Origin of the sequence: Halalkalibacter wakoensis JCM 9140, assembly GCF_000513095.1 — a bacterium.
Taxonomy (GTDB): Bacteria; Bacillota; Bacilli; order Bacillales; family Bacillaceae_D; genus Halalkalibacter; species Halalkalibacter wakoensis.
In genome coordinates this window covers 1-17,034 of the sequence record NZ_BAUT01000027.1, presented here as the reverse complement: position 1 = coordinate 17,034, position 17,034 = coordinate 1, and the positions used below count along the sequence as shown (strand labels likewise).

16 protein-coding genes and 4 pseudogenes are annotated in these 17,034 nt (G+C 37.8%); 7 read left to right on the top strand and 13 right to left on the bottom strand.

Annotated features, from left to right (window positions below; genetic code table 11):
• The first annotated feature begins 5 nt into the window (after positions 1-5).
• The 3 genes from hxlR (at position 6) to hxlB (ending at position 1,746) form a co-directional block, all read left to right on the top strand.
• A complete protein-coding gene (hxlR, locus tag JCM9140_RS11695) occupies positions 6-380 on the top strand; it encodes a transcriptional activator HxlR (protein WP_034746412.1) in 375 nt (124 codons plus the stop codon).
• Positions 381-552: 172 nt separating this feature from the next.
• Positions 553-1,182, top strand: coding sequence for a 3-hexulose-6-phosphate synthase (hxlA, locus tag JCM9140_RS11690; protein ID WP_034746409.1), 630 nt, complete (start codon positions 553-555; stop codon positions 1,180-1,182).
• A gap of 9 nt (positions 1,183-1,191) precedes the next feature.
• The gene (hxlB, locus tag JCM9140_RS11685) at positions 1,192-1,746 is read left to right on the top strand and encodes a 6-phospho-3-hexuloisomerase (RefSeq protein ID WP_034746406.1); all 555 of its coding nucleotides are present in this window, start codon (positions 1,192-1,194) and stop codon (positions 1,744-1,746) included.
• A 63-nt stretch (positions 1,747-1,809) separates the two neighbouring features.
• Here hxlB and JCM9140_RS11680 read toward each other — a convergent pair whose 3' ends face one another.
• Both JCM9140_RS11680 and JCM9140_RS11675 read right to left on the bottom strand, forming a co-directional pair.
• Positions 1,810-2,601, bottom strand: a complete 792-nt coding sequence (locus tag JCM9140_RS11680) for a hypothetical protein (RefSeq protein WP_034746402.1) — start codon at positions 2,599-2,601, stop codon at positions 1,810-1,812.
• 193 nt (positions 2,602-2,794) lie between these two features.
• Complete coding sequence (locus JCM9140_RS11675) at positions 2,795-4,162, bottom strand: MATE family efflux transporter (RefSeq protein WP_034746399.1); 1,368 nt, start codon at positions 4,160-4,162, stop codon at positions 2,795-2,797.
• 214 nt (positions 4,163-4,376) lie between these two features.
• Between JCM9140_RS11675 and JCM9140_RS11670 the strand changes: the two are divergent.
• A pseudogene (locus JCM9140_RS11670) lies at positions 4,377-5,638 on the top strand (L-lactate MFS transporter).
• A gap of 89 nt (positions 5,639-5,727) precedes the next feature.
• Here JCM9140_RS11670 and JCM9140_RS22580 read toward each other — a convergent pair.
• The 3 genes from JCM9140_RS22580 to JCM9140_RS11655 all read right to left on the bottom strand — a co-directional run bounded on the left by JCM9140_RS22580 (position 5,728) and on the right by JCM9140_RS11655 (position 8,850).
• The gene (locus tag JCM9140_RS22580) at positions 5,728-6,477 is read right to left on the bottom strand and encodes a DNA polymerase beta superfamily protein (RefSeq protein WP_052002228.1); all 750 of its coding nucleotides are present in this window, start codon (positions 6,475-6,477) and stop codon (positions 5,728-5,730) included.
• Positions 6,478-6,616: 139 nt separating this feature from the next.
• On the bottom strand, positions 6,617-8,383 hold the full coding sequence (locus JCM9140_RS11660) for a methyl-accepting chemotaxis protein (RefSeq protein ID WP_034746396.1): 1,767 nt from the start codon (positions 8,381-8,383) through the stop codon (positions 6,617-6,619).
• 254 nt (positions 8,384-8,637) lie between these two features.
• Entirely contained in the window at positions 8,638-8,850 is a 213-nt protein-coding gene (locus tag JCM9140_RS11655) for a transposase (RefSeq protein WP_156314862.1), read from the bottom strand.
• A 184-nt stretch (positions 8,851-9,034) separates the two neighbouring features.
• Between JCM9140_RS11655 and JCM9140_RS23735 the strand changes: the two are divergent.
• A pseudogene (locus tag JCM9140_RS23735) lies at positions 9,035-9,229 on the top strand (hypothetical protein); the annotation flags it as partial.
• A 91-nt stretch (positions 9,230-9,320) separates the two neighbouring features.
• Here the strand turns inward: JCM9140_RS23735 and aroD are convergent.
• The 4 genes and pseudogenes from aroD to JCM9140_RS11635 form a co-directional block, all read right to left on the bottom strand.
• Positions 9,321-10,081: pseudogene (gene aroD / locus JCM9140_RS11650) on the bottom strand (type I 3-dehydroquinate dehydratase).
• A 15-nt stretch (positions 10,082-10,096) separates the two neighbouring features.
• Positions 10,097-10,888 (bottom strand): HAD family hydrolase, encoded by a 792-nt coding sequence (locus tag JCM9140_RS11645; RefSeq protein WP_034746393.1) that lies wholly within the window; start codon positions 10,886-10,888, stop codon positions 10,097-10,099.
• Between the two features lie 131 nt (positions 10,889-11,019).
• A complete protein-coding gene (locus JCM9140_RS11640; RefSeq protein WP_034746390.1) occupies positions 11,020-11,898 on the bottom strand; it encodes an alpha/beta fold hydrolase in 879 nt (292 codons plus the stop codon).
• Positions 11,899-11,959: 61 nt separating this feature from the next.
• The gene (locus JCM9140_RS11635; RefSeq protein ID WP_034746387.1) at positions 11,960-12,475 is read right to left on the bottom strand and encodes a hypothetical protein; all 516 of its coding nucleotides are present in this window, start codon (positions 12,473-12,475) and stop codon (positions 11,960-11,962) included.
• Between the two features lie 142 nt (positions 12,476-12,617).
• Here JCM9140_RS11635 and JCM9140_RS11630 point away from each other — a divergent pair, with 142 nt between their 5' ends.
• The gene (locus tag JCM9140_RS11630; RefSeq protein ID WP_034746384.1) at positions 12,618-13,055 is read left to right on the top strand and encodes a universal stress protein; all 438 of its coding nucleotides are present in this window, start codon (positions 12,618-12,620) and stop codon (positions 13,053-13,055) included.
• 98 nt (positions 13,056-13,153) lie between these two features.
• Here JCM9140_RS11630 and JCM9140_RS11625 read toward each other — a convergent pair.
• A pseudogene (locus tag JCM9140_RS11625) lies at positions 13,154-14,283 on the bottom strand (NAD(P)/FAD-dependent oxidoreductase).
• Between the two features lie 175 nt (positions 14,284-14,458).
• Here JCM9140_RS11625 and JCM9140_RS23180 point away from each other — a divergent pair.
• Entirely contained in the window at positions 14,459-14,545 is an 87-nt protein-coding gene (locus tag JCM9140_RS23180; RefSeq protein WP_081727672.1) for a YjcZ family sporulation protein, read from the top strand.
• Positions 14,546-14,681: 136 nt separating this feature from the next.
• On the opposite strand, the gene JCM9140_RS24225 is transcribed toward JCM9140_RS23180, so the two are convergent.
• From JCM9140_RS24225 to JCM9140_RS11610, 3 genes are all read right to left on the bottom strand, one after another.
• Positions 14,682-15,068: a hypothetical protein gene (locus JCM9140_RS24225; protein WP_052002226.1), complete on the bottom strand. Its 387-nt coding sequence runs from the start codon at positions 15,066-15,068 to the stop codon at positions 14,682-14,684.
• Positions 15,069-15,076: 8 nt separating this feature from the next.
• The gene (locus JCM9140_RS11615; protein ID WP_034746381.1) at positions 15,077-16,279 is read right to left on the bottom strand and encodes an L-lactate MFS transporter; all 1,203 of its coding nucleotides are present in this window, start codon (positions 16,277-16,279) and stop codon (positions 15,077-15,079) included.
• Between the two features lie 266 nt (positions 16,280-16,545).
• A partial coding sequence (locus JCM9140_RS11610) for a hypothetical protein (RefSeq protein ID WP_034746379.1) occupies positions 16,546-17,034 on the bottom strand: 489 nt, incomplete at its 5' end.

The window sequence follows — 17,034 nt, the reverse complement described above, 5'->3', positions numbered from 1 at the left end:
AAAAAATGGGGCATGTTTGTAACAGGGAATTTAATTGTGAAAAAGAACTTACCTTAGCCGTCATAGGCGGGAAATGGAAAATGCTCATCTTATGGCATCTTGGCAAAGAGGGAACAAAACGATTTAATGAATTAAGAGCTCTAATACCTGGTATTACACAACGAATACTTGTGAATCAGTTAAGAGAATTAGAATCCGATTTTATTATCCATCGTGAAGTCTATGCAGTCGTACCTCCCAAAGTTGAGTACTCCCTTACAGAACAAGGAAAGACGTTAATGCCTATCCTTGAAACCATGTATGCATGGGGCAAAGACTACAAACAGTTCTTACAAAAACAAGTTGATGATCTTGATGAGCAAATTGGTTCATCTGAATAGAAGCTAAGTACGAGAGGTCTCTCGTACTTAGCTATTTTTAGTTCGTAATAGGTAATTCTGGTTCCTCACAGTATCCTTTTTGTAACTATATGCGTTTAAAGTGCGTACTTCTTTTTTTGTTGGAAAGCAATTAGAATTACCCTGTACAAAAAATGAATGAGGAGCGATTGAAATGAAATTACAATTAGCCTTAGATTTAGTAAATATTCCAGAAGCCATTGAGCTTGTTAGCGAAGTTCAGGAGTTTGTAGATGTAGTAGAAATTGGAACACCTGTTGTCATCAATGAAGGGTTAAGAGCCGTAAAAGAAGTAAAAGAAGCTTTCCCTCAATTAACTGTATTAGCAGATTTGAAAATTATGGATGCGGCTGGGTATGAAGTGATGAAAGCTTCTGAAGCAGGTGCAGATATTATTACCATTCTTGGTGCTGCTGAAGATGAGTCAATCAAGGGAGCAGTCGAAGAGGCTAAAAAACAAGGAAAAGAAATCCTTGTTGATATGATTGCGGTAAAAGATAAAAAAGCACGTGCAATAGAGTTAGATGAATTAGGTGTAGATTATATTTGTGTACACACAGGTTATGACCTCCAAGCTGTTGGACAAAATTCGTTCGAGGATTTACTTACGATCAAAAGTGTTGTAAAACAAGCAAAAACAGCCATTGCGGGTGGTATTAAACTTGAAACGTTACCTGAGGTGATTAAGGCACAACCAGACTTAATTATTGTCGGTGGTGGGATTACAGGCAAAGATGATAAGAAAGCTGCAGCAGCCGAGATGCAAAATCTCATCAAAGCATAGGGGCCGTCAATGCAAACGACAAACTATACCCAAGAAATCATTAAGGAACTTCAGAGAACGGCTGACTTAATGAACGACGCTGACATAGAAAAGCTAGTCGACGGTATTCTTGATGCGAAAAAAGTTTTTGTCGCTGGGGCTGGTCGGTCTGGATTAATGGCTAAATCTTTTGCCATGCGAATGATGCATGTAGGTCTTGACCCCTATGTAATTGGCGAAACGATAACTCCTCAGTTAGAAAAGGATGATATTTTCATTGTTGGTTCTGGTTCTGGTGAAACAAAAAGCCTTGTATCAATGACGGAGAAAGCGAAGGCGATTGGGGCAACGGTGGCTGCTGTTACGATTTCTCCTGACTCAACAATTGGAAACTTAGCCGATATCACGATTCAAATTCCTGCCCAAGTTAAATCTGGAGAGACTACTGTTGAAACCATCCAGCCAATGGGATCTTTGTTTGAACAAAGTCTACTTCTCCTATATGATTCTGTCATATTACGATTTATGGATAAAAAAGGGCTGGATTCAACGACCATGTATGGTCGACATGCAAACTTAGAATAAGATAAGCAAGTCGTAAAAATGTCAGGGATGTCCCAAAACGTACGTTTTAGGACATCCCCTTTCTCACCTTTCAGTCATCGACCTTTCTTCCTCTTCCTTTTTATAGCCTTCTTCTTTCAATTTCGCTATTGATTGTTTCATATAATTAGAAGCTTCTGTATGAAGAGTTTTCAATTGGATAAGTTGCGTATATAAATCCAAATGCATATTTTCTTGCTCGTCATGCTGAGTCGACAGTAATTTCGTTTGTTCAAAGAGCTCTCTGATTCGTTCTTGAATCTCCTTTTGTTCCTCTTCATTAACCTTCACTTTTTGTCTTAACTCTTCATGGTCTAATTTTTGTAATTCTATTTGTTGAACAGATTCCGTTAGGGTCTCTAGTTGCTCCGTTTGTTCTTTTCGAATAAAATCAAAGTCCTGTTCGTGCTGATTAAGTTGATTCTCATGCTCTGTCACTTTTGTAGACATTTCCCTATTTACTTGTTCCATTTGTTGTAATTGATCTACAATGCTCATTTTTGCCTGACTAAGCTCTTCAAGTTTCTGCTCTAAACCTGTTCTTTCCACTTCGATCTTGTCAAATAACGTTTGTTGTATTTTATTTTTTTCCTCTATCATTTTTTTTATCGATTCATTCACTGTTTCAAAATGCTTATTCGTTTCATCCTGTACATCTAATTGCTTGAATAAGTCTTCATGAACTTGATCATGAGAACCTAATGTATGATTGATGTTTCTAATATTCCATTTCAGTTGTTCCATTGCCTTATTTGAATAAAAAAATGGCTGGTTTATCTGATTTGTTGAATTTTGTGAAAAAATTTTCGGCACCGCTCTTTTATCTGATTTCTTCAACCTTCACACCCCTTTTTTCCCTGTTATGGTTAGTCTATGATCTCTAAACCAGTTAGGTGCCTACTTTTTTGAAAAGTAGCAATAAGAAGCGTGTTTTGCTTTCAAGCCTAAAAGAAGATCCAAGTAAGATTGAATTTAAGAAAACTCGTATCGATATGGCTACGATACGAGTTTTTTCTTAAAGTATTCCCTTTTAGTCCATTACGACTTCCTTCCGTTCAAGCCTTTTTAATATGATTCGCAAGCGCACGAGGAAGCCAATGGCTGCACAAGTCAATCCTAATGTGATCCCAATCCAAAATCCAAATGGGCCAAGCTCGGTGAATGCTGCAAGAGAATAACCTGAGGGGATTCCTATTAGCCAATATGAGATAAATGCCGTAATAAAAGGGACTTGCACATCTTTGTACCCTCTTAATACTCCCTGTAAGCCAGATTGAGCAGCATCTGAAATTTGATAAACGATGGCAATGATGAAAAACTGAGCTGCAAGCTGGACAACAACAGGATCATCTGTATACAAATAAGCAATTGATTCTCTGAAAATGTAAAGAAAAACAGCCCCGACTGCCAGTATCCCAATCCCACTCCAGACACCTAGATGACTATATTGCTTGGCCGACTTATAATCTTTTCCGCCAACAGAATACCCAACTACGATTGTAAGGGCCATCGAAATACTTAGTGGAATCATAAAAATTAGCGATGTAAAGCTAAATGCAACTTGATGAGCAGCGACCGTAATGGTAGAGAACATCATCCCTATGAGTAAGGTCACCACAGCAAAAATACTCGATTCAAAGAAAATGGACAAACCGATTGGGACACCAATTGCAAGCTGTTCTTTCCACGCTCGCCAAGAAGGGGTGAACCACTTAACAAATAATTGATAATGTCTAACAACTTCCACTTTAAATGTCATCCAAACACTTAGTAGGAAAATAATCCAGTACGTAATAGCTGTTGCATACCCAGCTCCGATACCTCCTAGTGCCGGCAACCCCAATTTCCCAAAAATAAAGCCATAGTTCAAAACAACATTAAAAGGAACAGCTAAAACGGTGATTACCATCGTTATTCGTGTAAAACCTTGAGCATCAAAAAAGTTACGTAAAACACTTGATGCAAAAAGTGGTACAACCCCTATTGATAAACCAATTAAATAATGAAAGGAAATATAATGAACGGAAGGATTTAAGTTCATAATCGTTAGGACTGGCTCTAGCAAAAATGTTCCAGCCAATACAATTATTCCCGCAAGAAAGACGGATAAATAGAGTGCTTGTGTGACCGAGCTTGCTATTTTCTCTCTCTTGTTGCTTCCCATTAACTGAGCAACAATCGGCGTTACGGCTAATAGAATTCCATTAATCCCTGTAAAGATCGGCATCCATAAACTAGAGCCAATCGCAACCCCAGCTAAGTCATTTGTCCCAACTCGTCCTGACATAATTGTATCAACAAGATTCATTGCGAATAAACTGACTTGCGTTACCATTATCGGCCATAAGATGGCCAAAAACAAAGTGACCTTTTCTCGCCAGGTCTGTGCATGATACATAGTTCTTCCCCCGTTATGAAATTTGCAATTCATTACCAATCATAGCGGACTTATTCACAAATTACTAGCTCGAGATAGCTAACAGAATAACATGATTGAACGGAAAAAATCATGCCAAAATCTTAATAATTTTCCAATTTGTTTGATTTTTTCCAGAATGAATTATACTATATATATGTAAGGGTTTACAAAAGAGATAGGAGGAGGAACAAATATGAAGACAACAAAAAACAGATGGCTCATAGCTTTATCAGCGATTGCCATCCACCTTTCAATAGGTGCAGCATATGCGTACAGTGTATATCAAAATCCAATAAGCTCCTCGCTAGGTTGGGCTGGATCACAAGTTGCGATTGCTTTTACGATTATGATGGCGTTAGCCGGAACATCGGCTGCTTTCTTTGGAAAATTTGTTGAGAAGAACGGGCCAAGAAAGTCTGCTATGGTGGCCGCGGTGTTATTTGGGATCGGTCAAGCAGGTTCAGGAGTTGCAATTGCTCTTGAATCACTCCCTTTGTTCTTATTAACATATGGAGTATTTAGTGGACTTGGCTTAGGTATTGGCTACATCTCACCTGTTTCCACTCTTGTAAAATGGTTCCCAGATCGAAGAGGTTTAGCAACTGGAATGGCTGTACTTGGGTTTGGTACAGGATCACTTATCACTGCACCTGTTGCGGCTAGTCTAATAGAAGCAATAGGCATCAGTTCTACCTTTTATTTATTAGGTGTTTGTTATTTTATACTTATGTTATTAGGTGCTTCCTACATCGCACCTCCTCCAGAAGGTTGGATGCCAGATTCGATGAAAAAGGAAATGGCTTCTGGAAAGAAAGTGGTGAAAAAGGATTTAGCCCAATTAACAGCTAAAGAAGCGGTTAGGACGAAACGGTTCTGGATGCTTTGGTCTATGATGCTTATCAATACAACAGCAGGTATCATGATCATTTCCGTCGCATCACCAATGGCTCAAGAAGTAGTCGGTTTAACTGCAGCAGCAGCTGCGACAATGGTAGGGATTATGGGACTGTTTAACGGTGGTGGAAGACTAGGTTGGCAGCCGCTTCAGATTATATTGGTAGACCAACCGTATTTATTATTTTCTTTTCGATTCAAATTGTCGCCTTTTTCACATTGCCATTAACAACAAACGCCATTCTGTTTACCATTTTGATTTTATTTGTAGTTAGTTGTTATGGTGGTGGGTTCTCGAATCTCCCTGCATTTGTAGGTGATTTATTTGGAACAAAGCAACTAGGTGCTATTCATGGTTATTTGCTAACAACTTGGTCGCTCGGTGGAGTTTTTGGTCCGATTCTCGTTACACAAATACGTGAAAGGGCGGATAGCTACGTGCCTGTGTTCTATGTATTCTTAGCTTTAATTGTTTTTGCTTTTGTCATTTCGATTTTACTGAAACTAGATATTAAAAAGAGTGAAAAAGAAGCTAAACAACAGGAACATGCCGTGTCTTAAAATGATTATTTTTTACCTTAACACAAACTGACCGGTCGGTTCTTTTCGCTTTAAAGGAGCTGTATAACAGTTTTTGTTATGCAGCCCTTTTATTTATTGAATAATAATAATTCATTGCGTAAGCTTGTGGCCGTCATTTCATAGATAATTCCCTCCATTATCTTCTTTATATGTTCACTCGTGTTTTGTTTTATATAAATCTTCTCTAATTCATTAAAACTTTTAAGTTTGTCTTTGAGTAGTTGAGTAAATTCCTCCTTCGTATAAGCGCCTCTCTTAATTGCCAACATAAACTCTCGTTCTTGCTGATCATATTTCATTGCACCTTCAAAATCACTAAATTCATTTTGGGCGAACCTTTCAATAAAGTCTAAAATACGGAAAGCATGCATAGCAGATTTACTATCATAACCGTATCGATCAACTAAATACGTTGTAGCTGAGTTTCCATGTTCAATATTTTTTGATTTACTTAAAAACATCCCTTTGCACGCTTTGTATAAGTAAGGTAAATTCATAACAGCAATGTCTTGCTTCATAGCTAGTAATGTATCCAATGCTCTTTTTATGTTCTTGTCTTCATGAATTACTATTTCTGTTGAGAATAACACCTCTACAAAATTCACATTAGATTTCCACCAAAGATTGACTACTTTCCTAATATCATGAAACTCTTCGTCAACCTTGTTGCCACTAATACTTTTCGTGTACATTTTCCCAAAATATAAATCAGAATAGGTTGGGATTACGAATACTTTATAATCCTTATCTGATTCCTCTGTCGCTAAATGATAGTTTTCTGACCCTACTAACGCCTTAAAAGCAATTTTTCTATCCAAGCTGTTTTATCTCCTTTCTTTTTCACTTACATCCATTTAATTTCTCTGTTTAACTGGCCTCTTTTTCATTATGACTAAATAAAGGAGCTAATAGCCAAAAACACGCTGAGATTTAACATCTCAACGTGTTTTTGCTTTTTTAAAAACGGAACTTTTGAACAGTCTGACTAAGTTCTTGTGCCATTTCACTAAGTGATTCAGCAGATGCCGAAATTTCTTCCATTGATGCTAATTGCTCCTCGGCCGTTGAAGCAACATTTTGAGAGTTACCTGCTGTTTGTCTTACAATCTCTTCTAGTATCTCAATCGTTTCTTTTACCTTATTTGTTTTCTCTGTTATCTCTACAGATGAACTCGAAACATTTTGGATATCGTCATTCATGCTTTTGACAGCAGTAAGAATCTTTCCAAATATAAGTCCAGCTTCATTCACAACCGTCATGCCATTTTGTGCATCAGTTGTCCCCTTTAACATGGCTTCCATCGCCGCAGACGAATCCATTTGAATCTCTTTGATTAAGTCCGATATCAAATTCGCTGATCTTGTTGATTCCTCAGCTAATTTTCGAACTTCATCCGCAACAACAGCAAACCCTTTTCCATGCTCTCCAGCTCGAGCAGCCTCGATTGCTGCATTCAAAGCTAAAAGATTGGTTTGTTCTGATATTCCAGTAATCACTTGAATGATTTGTCCTATTTCCGTTGAGCGATCATCTAATTTTTTAACAACTTCAGTCGAGTCTTGAACGCTGTTCGTTAAGGAGCTCATTTGTTCTACAACTTTTGAGATAACATGATTGCCCTTCTCTGCTTCTTTAGCTGTATGAAGAGAAGACGTCGAAAGATTTGTAACCATATTAGATACACGATTCATATTATCAGCCATAACCGCTAGAGAGCTTGAACCCTCTTCCATTTGCTTTACTTGCGTTTCATTTGCTGAAGCAATAGACTGCATGGCTACAGTCACTTCGTTCGTAGCTAACTTTGTCTGTTCACTGCTTGCGGAAAGTTGTTCCGACGATGCCGCAACTTGTTCACTTGAATCATTTACCTGCTGAATAATTCCTCGAATTGTTGTAACCATTTCTTTAAAAGAATTGGATAATTCTCCAATTTCATCATTCGTCTTGGCCTCCGTTAGTTCCACAGCTAAATTCCCCGCTGCAATTTCACGAGCATTTACATTTAACTTCTTAATCTCGCTCAAATACTTTCTAATAAAAACATAATAAATCAATGTACCAAAAATAAGAGTACCCGCTCCAACTAACACTGAAACCACTTGTAAAATACCTAAGTTCTCGTAAAACTCTTCCGTATAAGCTCCAATTCCAACCATCCAATCCCAAGGCTCATAATAGCCCATATACGCTAATTTTTCTCTTGAAGTCGTTTCACCGGCGTTTGTCCAGTCATATGTATGTGTCCGCATTTCAGGTTCAGGATTTTTAGAGATACGGACGAGATCTTGAATTAAGAAATTTCCATTCGCATCTTCTAATCCTGATAAATCCTGTCCTTCAAACCCCATTGGATGAACAATAGAAACATGATTACTATCATAGGCAAACATATAGCCTTCCTCTTTATATAAAAAGGCTGCCTTTGTAAAATCTCGTGTTTTACTCGTTTCATCTATGTACGTACCAGCTATATAATTAGCCGCTATTTCCTGTGCTTCGTTTAGTTGCAATTCTCCTCGTTCTACTTGTCCATTCAATAATTCAAGAATCGCCATAGTCCCATTAATCGAATGGCGTAAATCTGTGATCCCAGCTTCAACTAACTGTTGTTTAGAAAACGTATAGGTAATGGAACCTAACAGTGTTGCTACGACTAGTAAAATAATAAAATTAAGTCCCAAGATTTTACCTGTTAACCCTTTAAATTTAAACGCTTTCATTCTTTTCTCTCCTCTATTCATGATGACTGCTTTTGAATTATTGCTGTAAAAATTGACTGAAAGAAGACTTACAACCTAGTTCAAAAGACTCTTTATTCTAGACAAATTATATCAATACTAAAAAAATGTTCAAGACTTGTTTTTTAAAAAACACCAAATGTTCGATTTTATAACATTCATATAGACTTTGCAAACATTTCCACTTTTTGTTGTGAAGACAAGCGTTTTCATCTTCTTTTTAACACCATTGACTTTTAATTACTCCATTCAATTAGTGTAAGTAGAACAAGTCGATACAGTATAAATAACCCTAGGTAAGAGCCACATAGTAAGAACAATGGATTTAAAAAGATTCCGTGAATGGTTGTCATAAATACTTCATTTGCCATAATGATGAAATAGACGTTTATCGCTATGATATAGCCTATAAGGATCGCTGCAACAAGCGCAATCCCATTTATAATCACACGAGCTACTCTCCAAAAACGCTGAATTATAACCATTAAAAGAGGAATGAAAAGAATAACAAGTATTATTAGAATTTGAATGAAAAGCACCTTCCTTTTTACATTTTTATACAGTATAGACTTTTTTAAAAGCTTCTATAGCTGAACCTTCATAAATAGGTAAAATTATCACAAACTAACTCAAGGTGATTCGAAAGGAGGAAGGATAATGAGTGATTGGAATAAACAAGCAAGTAGAAACAATAACATTCAACCAGATCTGAACTTTAAAGATGAGGAATTAACGAATAAGAAAGTACAATTAAATGTACAAGAGCAGATCGGGATGGAGGCAATTGGACAAGAAGAAAAAGATGTTCGCCCACAAGCTGGTCAATAAAACAACGTATCCAGATTCAGTTGTTTAAGAATAAGCAAAAAAAGAATCCAAGCTACTTGAAAAGTTCTTTGGATTCTTTTTTGCTGTTTTCCTATAGGTTTTTATGTAACAATTTCATCATTTGTCGTAATTCTGTTACAGCCATTTGTCCCGGTGCTGAAGCCTTTTCGGCTGCTCCAAAAGTGAGAGCAGACCCAAAAACTTCTCCAGCTATTCGACTGATAACTCCTTTTCCCCCCATTGACATCGTAATGATTGGACGATCTTCAAATTTCTCCTTCATCGTGTTTGTCGCATCAAGAAGTTTAATAACATCTGCAACCGTATTGGGCATAACAGCAATTTTAGGAATGTCAGCACCTAGCTCTTGCGCTTTAATTAATCTTGAAATCATGTCGTCTTTTGCAGGTGTCTTTTCAAAGTCATGATTGGAAATAATAACAAAGACATTGTTTTTATGTGCTCTTTGAACAAGTGACTCGATTAAAGACTCTTCCTTAAATAGTTCCACATCAATAAAATCAACCAATCCGGTATTTATAACAGCTTCGTTTAGTTGCAGATAAATCGTTTCACTTACTTGTTTTTCCCCGCCTTCTTCCAAACTTCTAAACGTAAAGATAAGCGGCTTTTCCTGCAACACTTTGTGAATGCTGTGCAATGCTTCAATCACTTTATCAATCTTTTCTACTTCCTCAAAAAATCGACTCTCCACTCAACTACATCAAAATCTAACGTTTTTAGATTTGATGCCTCAGTTATTAAATCGGGTATCGTTCTTCCAACAAGGGAGATACATATTTTTGGTAATCCCTCTCCTAACGTCACACCTTTAACTTTTATATGATTCATGTTCATTCTCCTTTTTTATGTAATAAGACCTAGGTTTTTCAAGCCATTATATACACCGGAATCATTAACTGATGTCGTTTTATGTTTGGCATATGGAAAGAGCTCTGGCTGAGCATTGGCCATTGCTACTCCGTCTCCAACGGTAGACAGCATTTCTCTATCATTCATTCCATCACCAAAAGCCACTGCATCCCTTTTGTCAATGCGTAGTGCTTCCAATACGGTTTCAACAGCAATTCCTTTATTGACTTGGTTTCGAATCACATCGTAAGCATGATTACGAAACCCTTCAACATTGACAGAAGCAAGACGAAACTCACCAGTCTTCTCGTATAAAGATGGTGGATCATTTTGTACATTCACTAGGGTCATTCCTAACACGTCGGCTAAATATTCATCGGAACACAAAACATTTTCTTTTAGATGAAAATGTTTTGTGAATTCGGTGAGAACGGGGGAAGAAAAAGATGTTAGAACATTTTTTTCTTTTGTATATAAAACTGCTTCATGGCCATGTTTTTCGGCAGTATGCAACAATGTTTTAACCATGTCTTTTTTCATTTTTGCTACATACAACTCTTTCTCTTTATGGATAGCATAAGCACCATTGTAACCAATAAACGATTCAATTTGTAAATCCTTACCTATGTCTCGTATTTCATGTAAAGGCCTACCAGTAGCTAGAAATACTTCTACACCCTTATATTGAACTTTCTTAATTGCTTCTTTCGTTGCTGGTTCAATTGAGTCATCAGACCTTAAAATGGTTCCATCAATATCAAGAAAAACTATTTTATGATTGGTCATTGTCGTCTCTCCTTTTGCATCAAAAAACATATTTTCACATTTCAGAAAATATAACTCATTATACCATTAACGCTCTTTAACAGAGAAATAGTCAGCTCCCTCATTGAGAACTGACTATTGTATATGTATCTTCATCCTCTTTTAGGTTTAATTTCTTTTAAATGATGTAAGATATGCTGATTGACCAGCGCGGATTGCTCATGATGAACCCAGTGAGTTGCTTCATCAATTAAAATGAACTTCCCATTTTCACACAGATCTACGCTCTCTTTTGCTAAAGTAACAGAAATAAATCGATCATGTCTACCCCAAATCATTGTAATAGGTACAGAAAGTTTTGTTCTAGGTACTTGCTTTAAACTTCCGATCCTTATAGCCCTATACCAACTTAACATTGCTGTCATGGTCCCTGGTTGTGCCCAAGACTTTTTATAACGATCTAAAACCGTTCCAGTAAACAGATCAGGTCGAATGGAGGAAAAAAACGACTTTTCTAAAAGGTTATAATCGTACGCCATCAATGCTTCCTCTGAAAAATAAGGAATTTGAAAGAAAAGGATATATAAACTTCTAATTAATTGACTTGGGCATTTCTCTAGAATCTTTTCTGCTGCTGTAGGATGGGGCATATTAATCGGAATTAACGACTCAACATATTGCCCGTTCGTCGCTGCTAAATGCCAACCCACTGCGCCACCCCAGTCATGGCCAATGATGCTTGCTTTTTCTCTTTTAAAGTGCTTAATAATCCCAATAACATCTTCACTTAAGACATCAATCATGTAATGATGAAGCCCTACAGGTTTATCACTTACATTATAACCACGTTGATCAGGTACAACAACGCGGTATCCAGCTTTTGCTAGCACGTTAATCTGATTTCTCCATCCAAACCAAAATTCCGGAAACCCGTGTAATAAAATGACAAGAGGTCCCTCTTCTGGTCCAGCAACAGCCGTATGCAGCGTAATTCCATTTGTTTTAATGTAGCTAAATGTAACAGGTTCCATCTTAAGTTCCTCCTGTCCTTAGCTTACACGATGTTTGCTGTTATCATACAGACAATTGAGGTTAGATTAGCACATTTAATTCCCTTAGTGACTTTAAGATATGTTCTACTAAGGTTGGGATGTCGCTCATATGCTCCTCGTTGATTTTATCGTTAAACAAGATGTCTATTGTGTTAATATATGTATGATTCGGATCACCGTACTGAAAACAAAGATTTTGTTTTAGTGGTTGTTCTGGATTCCAAATTGTTGTAAGAATTTCCTCTATTTCTTCACACGTTTTCATCTCTTTGATTTCACGTGAAAACCTAACTAAAATCATTGTACCGGGGCTAGTTCCTTGTACGTTTAATATTTCATCAGCTAAATCCTTCACCGTCGATTGAAGAATAATTTGTGCTTTTGTTTTCGTTTCGTTAAGAAGCTGGAACTCTATGGAGAAAAATCTTGACATAACCGATAACTCTATCTGATCTTTTCGATTGGTCACCTGTACCAATTGCTCAATGGTATCAAGATCATAAACATGATTCTCAATTCCAACTTTTAAATTGTCAAAAATGGTTGGATCAAACATGTATGTAACCCCCTATTCTTTTACTAACCTATCCTCAAAAACATTGTAAAGTGTGACTAACATCACTTCAACTTTCTAAAAAATGAACTAATCTGTAACTAAGAAAGATACATCTTATCAAAAGATAGGGAGAGTGTGAAGGATGGGTTCTAATTATAAAACAATTCTTGCTGCTGTTGATGGGTCCAAAGAAGCTAAACAAGCGTTTGAAAAAGCCATTAATCTAGCTCTAAAAGATCAAGCCAAACTTGTTATTTCCTATGTCATAGACAATCGTACAACAGGAACTATTGAACATTATGATCGTACCTATGCAGAGCAAACGGAAAGGTACGGGTTCGAACTCCTAGAACAATATAAATCTGAAGCCCTAGAACAAGGAGTTACTGATGTTAAAACAGACCTTGGCTATGGCTCTCCAAAAGTACGAATACCTAAAGAAGTCGCTGAAAAACATAAGGTCGATTTAATTATTGCAGGTGCAACGGGAGTAAATGCCGTAGAACGTTTCCTCATAGGAAGTGTTTCCGAGAGCATCGCTAGACGTGCCACATGTGATGTTATGATTGTTCGCAACTAAAAACTAGATTATTGTTACGTAGAAAAACCGTGAGTAAAACTGTTCTCTCACGGCTTTTTCATATTTATATCTTTTGCACTTCAATTCTAAGCTTACAGTTAGTTGGATTGCTCAAACGTAATCGCTCCAGCAACATCGTACCGTTCCAAATCAATTTCAATTGTTTCTCCACGTACTAACTTTGCAAGTTCAGCACCTAAATAAGGACCAACCGTTAAACCTGATGACCCTAATCCGTTTGCCACAAATATTCCTTCAAAGCCTGGGAATTTACCAATAACAGGAAGAAATCCAGGAGCAACCGGTCTGAATCCCACCTTAGTTTCTACAACCGTGCCACTAGCTAAGCCTGGTGCAACGGCTAATGCTTTCTCTAAGATTTCTTGTAAACCTGAAACTGTCACACGTGTATCGTAGCCAACATTGTCTTCATGTGTTGCACCCGCTATAACTTTCCCTCCTTCAAACGCTAATAAATATTGATTTGTTGGTGGCATAACAACCGGCCACGCATCTGTATTCATCTCTGGCAACTCAAGATGTACAATCTGAGCTTTTTGCGGTTCGATTTGAAATTCAATTCCTAAAGGTTTACAAAGTTCTTTGGCCCATGCCCCCGTTGTCACAACCACTTCATCTGCGTGTAGTGGTTCGCCTTCGATTTCAACACCGATTATTTTTTGACCAACTGATTGCAGCACCGCACTTCCTTTTCTAAATACAGCACCATGTCTTTTAGCTGCACGAACTAGTGCCTCACACAGGGCTTTTCCATTCACTCGAGCAGCTCCACTCACATGAACGGAACCATACTTCTCTGATAAAGGGGGAAACAGCGCTTTCGTTTCAGTTGGCGTCAGCTCGTGACTTCTCCTATCTCTGGAGCATCTTCAAGACGTTTTTTGACTCGCTCTTCCATTTCATCTAATTTCAACTCATCTGTATGCAGACTAATGGCTCCAACTTTCGCATAGCCAGTCTCTGTCTCTCCATCAGCTTCTAATTCCTTGATAAGAGAAGGGTAATACTTCGCCCCGCTTTTAGCTAATTGATACCATGCTTGGTTACGCCGCTGAGACAACCATGGACAAACAATCCCTGCAGCTGCATCCGTTCCTTTTCCTTTGTCATCGCGATCAATAATCGTTACCTGCGCACCGGATTTCGCAAGATGATAAGCAGCTGACGCACCGACAATTCCAGCTCCTACTACAATATATGTTTTCATTGCACACACCTTTTCTCATTCACAATAGCTCTATTTTACTAAAATCACGAAATAAGCTCAAACCCCTTCCACTAGACATTAGCCTAATCTAAGCTAACCCAGGACATTCGCCCACCCATCTGGGGCAATGATACATAGGGTATGAGTGTACCAACTCAAAAGGAGGAATTCACTTATGAGTCACGTTACAGGGAACAGTTTCACTTTAATCGTTGTGCTTTTCATCTTATTGGTTATTGTAGGTTCTGCTTACGCATTTTAATATAAGTAAAGAATGGGCTTTTAAAAACACCTAATAAACTTTAAAACACGGAGACCTGCCGTCGCTTGTCTCCGTGTTTTTTGATATCTTTTTTGAGTGGTGGTTGGCGGTTGACCGCTTTCTCAAATGGGTAGTCTTATGTCCTTTCTCTTCGGACAGCTTTTTGCTTTGTTTTGCCTTTCCTGTCAGAAGAGGCTCTCTCTTCGGACAGCTTTTCGCTTTGTTCCGCCTTTCCTGTCCGAAGGTTCTCTCTCTTCGGACAGCTTCTCTCTTTGTTCCTTCTTTCCTGTCCGAAGATCCTCTCTCTTCGGACAGCTTCTCTCTTTGTTCCCCCTTTCCTGTCCGAAGGGGCTCTCTCTTCGGACAACTTTTCGCTTTGTTCCGCCTTTCCTGTCCGAAGATCCTCTCTCTTCGGACAACTTGACTCTTTGTTCCCCCCTTCCTGTCCGCAGAGGCTCTCACCCTTCATACGGTAAAACAAAAAAGATGTCTCAGAAGGTCCAATATTGACCTTTTGCGACATCTCTCTTTTTATGCTCCTTGCTTTAGATAATTCTCAGGTAATTCCTTTTTTGCGGGAACGGTAACTAATTTAGCCATAACAAGTGCAACTAAGCAAAATAATGCAGAGAAGAAAAATGCTTGTGTTAACGGAATCACCTTCACAACGAATGGACCTACAAAAGCAGATATTCCATAAGCTTGATACATGAAGCCATAGTTTGCCCCCATGTTTCTCGTCCCATAAAAATCAGCTGTAATGGATGGGAACAAAGCTAGAAACCCACCAAAACAGAAGCCAATTAATGAAACAGATCCTAAAAACGTAACATAATTCATCACACCTGTACTCATATAAAACATGATGAGTGCAGTAGCTCCATAAATCAACATCAACGTATTCATCCGACCAAGAGTATCCGAAACTCGACCTAATACAATTCGACCAGCTGCATTAAATAAAGCGATAACCATAACAGCATTAGCTGCCTTTTCCATATCTAATTGAACAATATCAACACCAATATCGACTGCAAAACTAATGACCATTAAACCAGACATCGTTCCAAATAAAAACATAACCCACAGTAAATAGAATTGATATGTCCCAAGCATTTGTTTTGAACTGAAATTGTTGCTTAATTCAGGAAGCGGTTTTGACGTAACTTTAGTCAATTCTTCTACTGGAGGATTTTTCAGCAACTGGGCTCCTGCTACAACTAAAATTAAATAAATAAATCCAAGATACATAAACGTTGAAGAAACTCCAACACTTGAAATAAGCAACTCAATTATTGGTTTAAAGATAAGTCCACCTAATCCAAATCCAGCAACGGCGACTCCGCTTATTAATCCACGTTTATCTGGAAACCATTTCACACAAGCCGATAATGGACACACATACGTCATCCCTATACCAATTCCACCAATCACTCCATAAAAGAAATACAACTGCCAAAGAGATGTTGCAAAAGAGGCTAAAATGAGCCCAAGCCCGAGCATCACCCCGCCAATACTTGCTACCCAACGTGGTCCAATTTTATCCTGTAACCTACCGGCAAAAATGGTTGCAAGTGCAAACGTTGCAATTGTGATCGAAAACGTCACAACAACATCTTCCCTCTCCCAGCCAAATTTGCTCATTAACGGTTGATTAAATAAACTCCATGCATAGACTGCTCCTAAATTAAGTTGAATAAGCACTGCTCCTAAAACGACAAACCATCTATTCATCATCAAGCTCCCATCTTTGTTTGAATTGTTTGAATATACATAAAAAGAGACCAACGGTGATCACTTCATCATCGTTGGTCTCTTTTGTACTCACATTGTGTTTACATTAGCAACCATAATATAATTATAGATTATTTATTTCTACCTTTTCATTACCAACTTAGTTGATTTCTCTCAATCCTGGTTATCTATGAACCTTGATCGTAAGCTATCTATGTTGATAAAAAGACTTTCGAACCTCATTATAGGAGAAACAATCTAGTACGTCAATCTAATAAGCTCGTTTTCTTTCGTCTTATTATGATAAAGCCATATACCAAAATAACGATGAGCTCAAACACATAAATCAAGCTCCAAACATAGGAAATTAAAAAATACAGCGGGCTCGCTAGTAATTCAATATCCACTGCCCTGAACCAACTGTTTCCGATGGCCATCATATAGTCAGAAAACTTGTTAAAAACTCCTCGATCTACGATAAACCAAAGACAATGGATGAAAACAAACGCGACTGTATGGAGCAAAAATGATCCAAAGCGATAAGGTAAATAAGAATGGAGGTCAACAGGTTGACTTCGTCGCTCAAAATTATTTTTATTTCGATCAAATTTCTTCTTAATATATTGATCTACCTTTTCAAAATCTGAACGCCCTAACGTACATGCATATGTAATAAAGAGAACGATCACAATCTGAAAAAAACGATATTTCTCCTGTGAAGTAGAAATCAATCCGCCAAAAATTGAACATATTAT

Excerpts from the sequence above, each read along its gene's own strand:
- hxlR (WP_034746412.1), top strand. The coding sequence starts at position 6 with ATGGGGCATGTTTGTAACAGGGAATTTAATTGTGAAAAAGAACTTACC.
- hxlA (WP_034746409.1), top strand. The coding sequence starts at position 553 with ATGAAATTACAATTAGCCTTAGATTTAGTAAATATTCCAGAAGCCATT.
- hxlB (WP_034746406.1), top strand. The coding sequence starts at position 1,192 with ATGCAAACGACAAACTATACCCAAGAAATCATTAAGGAACTTCAGAGA.
- JCM9140_RS11675 (WP_034746399.1), bottom strand. The coding sequence starts at position 4,162 with ATGTATCATGCACAGACCTGGCGAGAAAAGGTCACTTTGTTTTTGGCC.
- JCM9140_RS11660 (WP_034746396.1), bottom strand. The coding sequence starts at position 8,383 with ATGAAAGCGTTTAAATTTAAAGGGTTAACAGGTAAAATCTTGGGACTT.
- JCM9140_RS11645 (WP_034746393.1), bottom strand. The coding sequence starts at position 10,888 with ATGACCAATCATAAAATAGTTTTTCTTGATATTGATGGAACCATTTTA.
- JCM9140_RS11640 (WP_034746390.1), bottom strand. The coding sequence starts at position 11,898 with ATGGAACCTGTTACATTTAGCTACATTAAAACAAATGGAATTACGCTG.
- JCM9140_RS11635 (WP_034746387.1), bottom strand. The coding sequence starts at position 12,475 with ATGTTTGATCCAACCATTTTTGACAATTTAAAAGTTGGAATTGAGAAT.
- JCM9140_RS11630 (WP_034746384.1), top strand. The coding sequence starts at position 12,618 with ATGGGTTCTAATTATAAAACAATTCTTGCTGCTGTTGATGGGTCCAAA.
- JCM9140_RS23180 (WP_081727672.1), top strand. The coding sequence starts at position 14,459 with ATGAGTCACGTTACAGGGAACAGTTTCACTTTAATCGTTGTGCTTTTC.
- JCM9140_RS24225 (WP_052002226.1), bottom strand. The coding sequence starts at position 15,068 with ATGTCGCAAAAGGTCAATATTGGACCTTCTGAGACATCTTTTTTGTTT.
- JCM9140_RS11615 (WP_034746381.1), bottom strand. The coding sequence starts at position 16,279 with ATGAATAGATGGTTTGTCGTTTTAGGAGCAGTGCTTATTCAACTTAAT.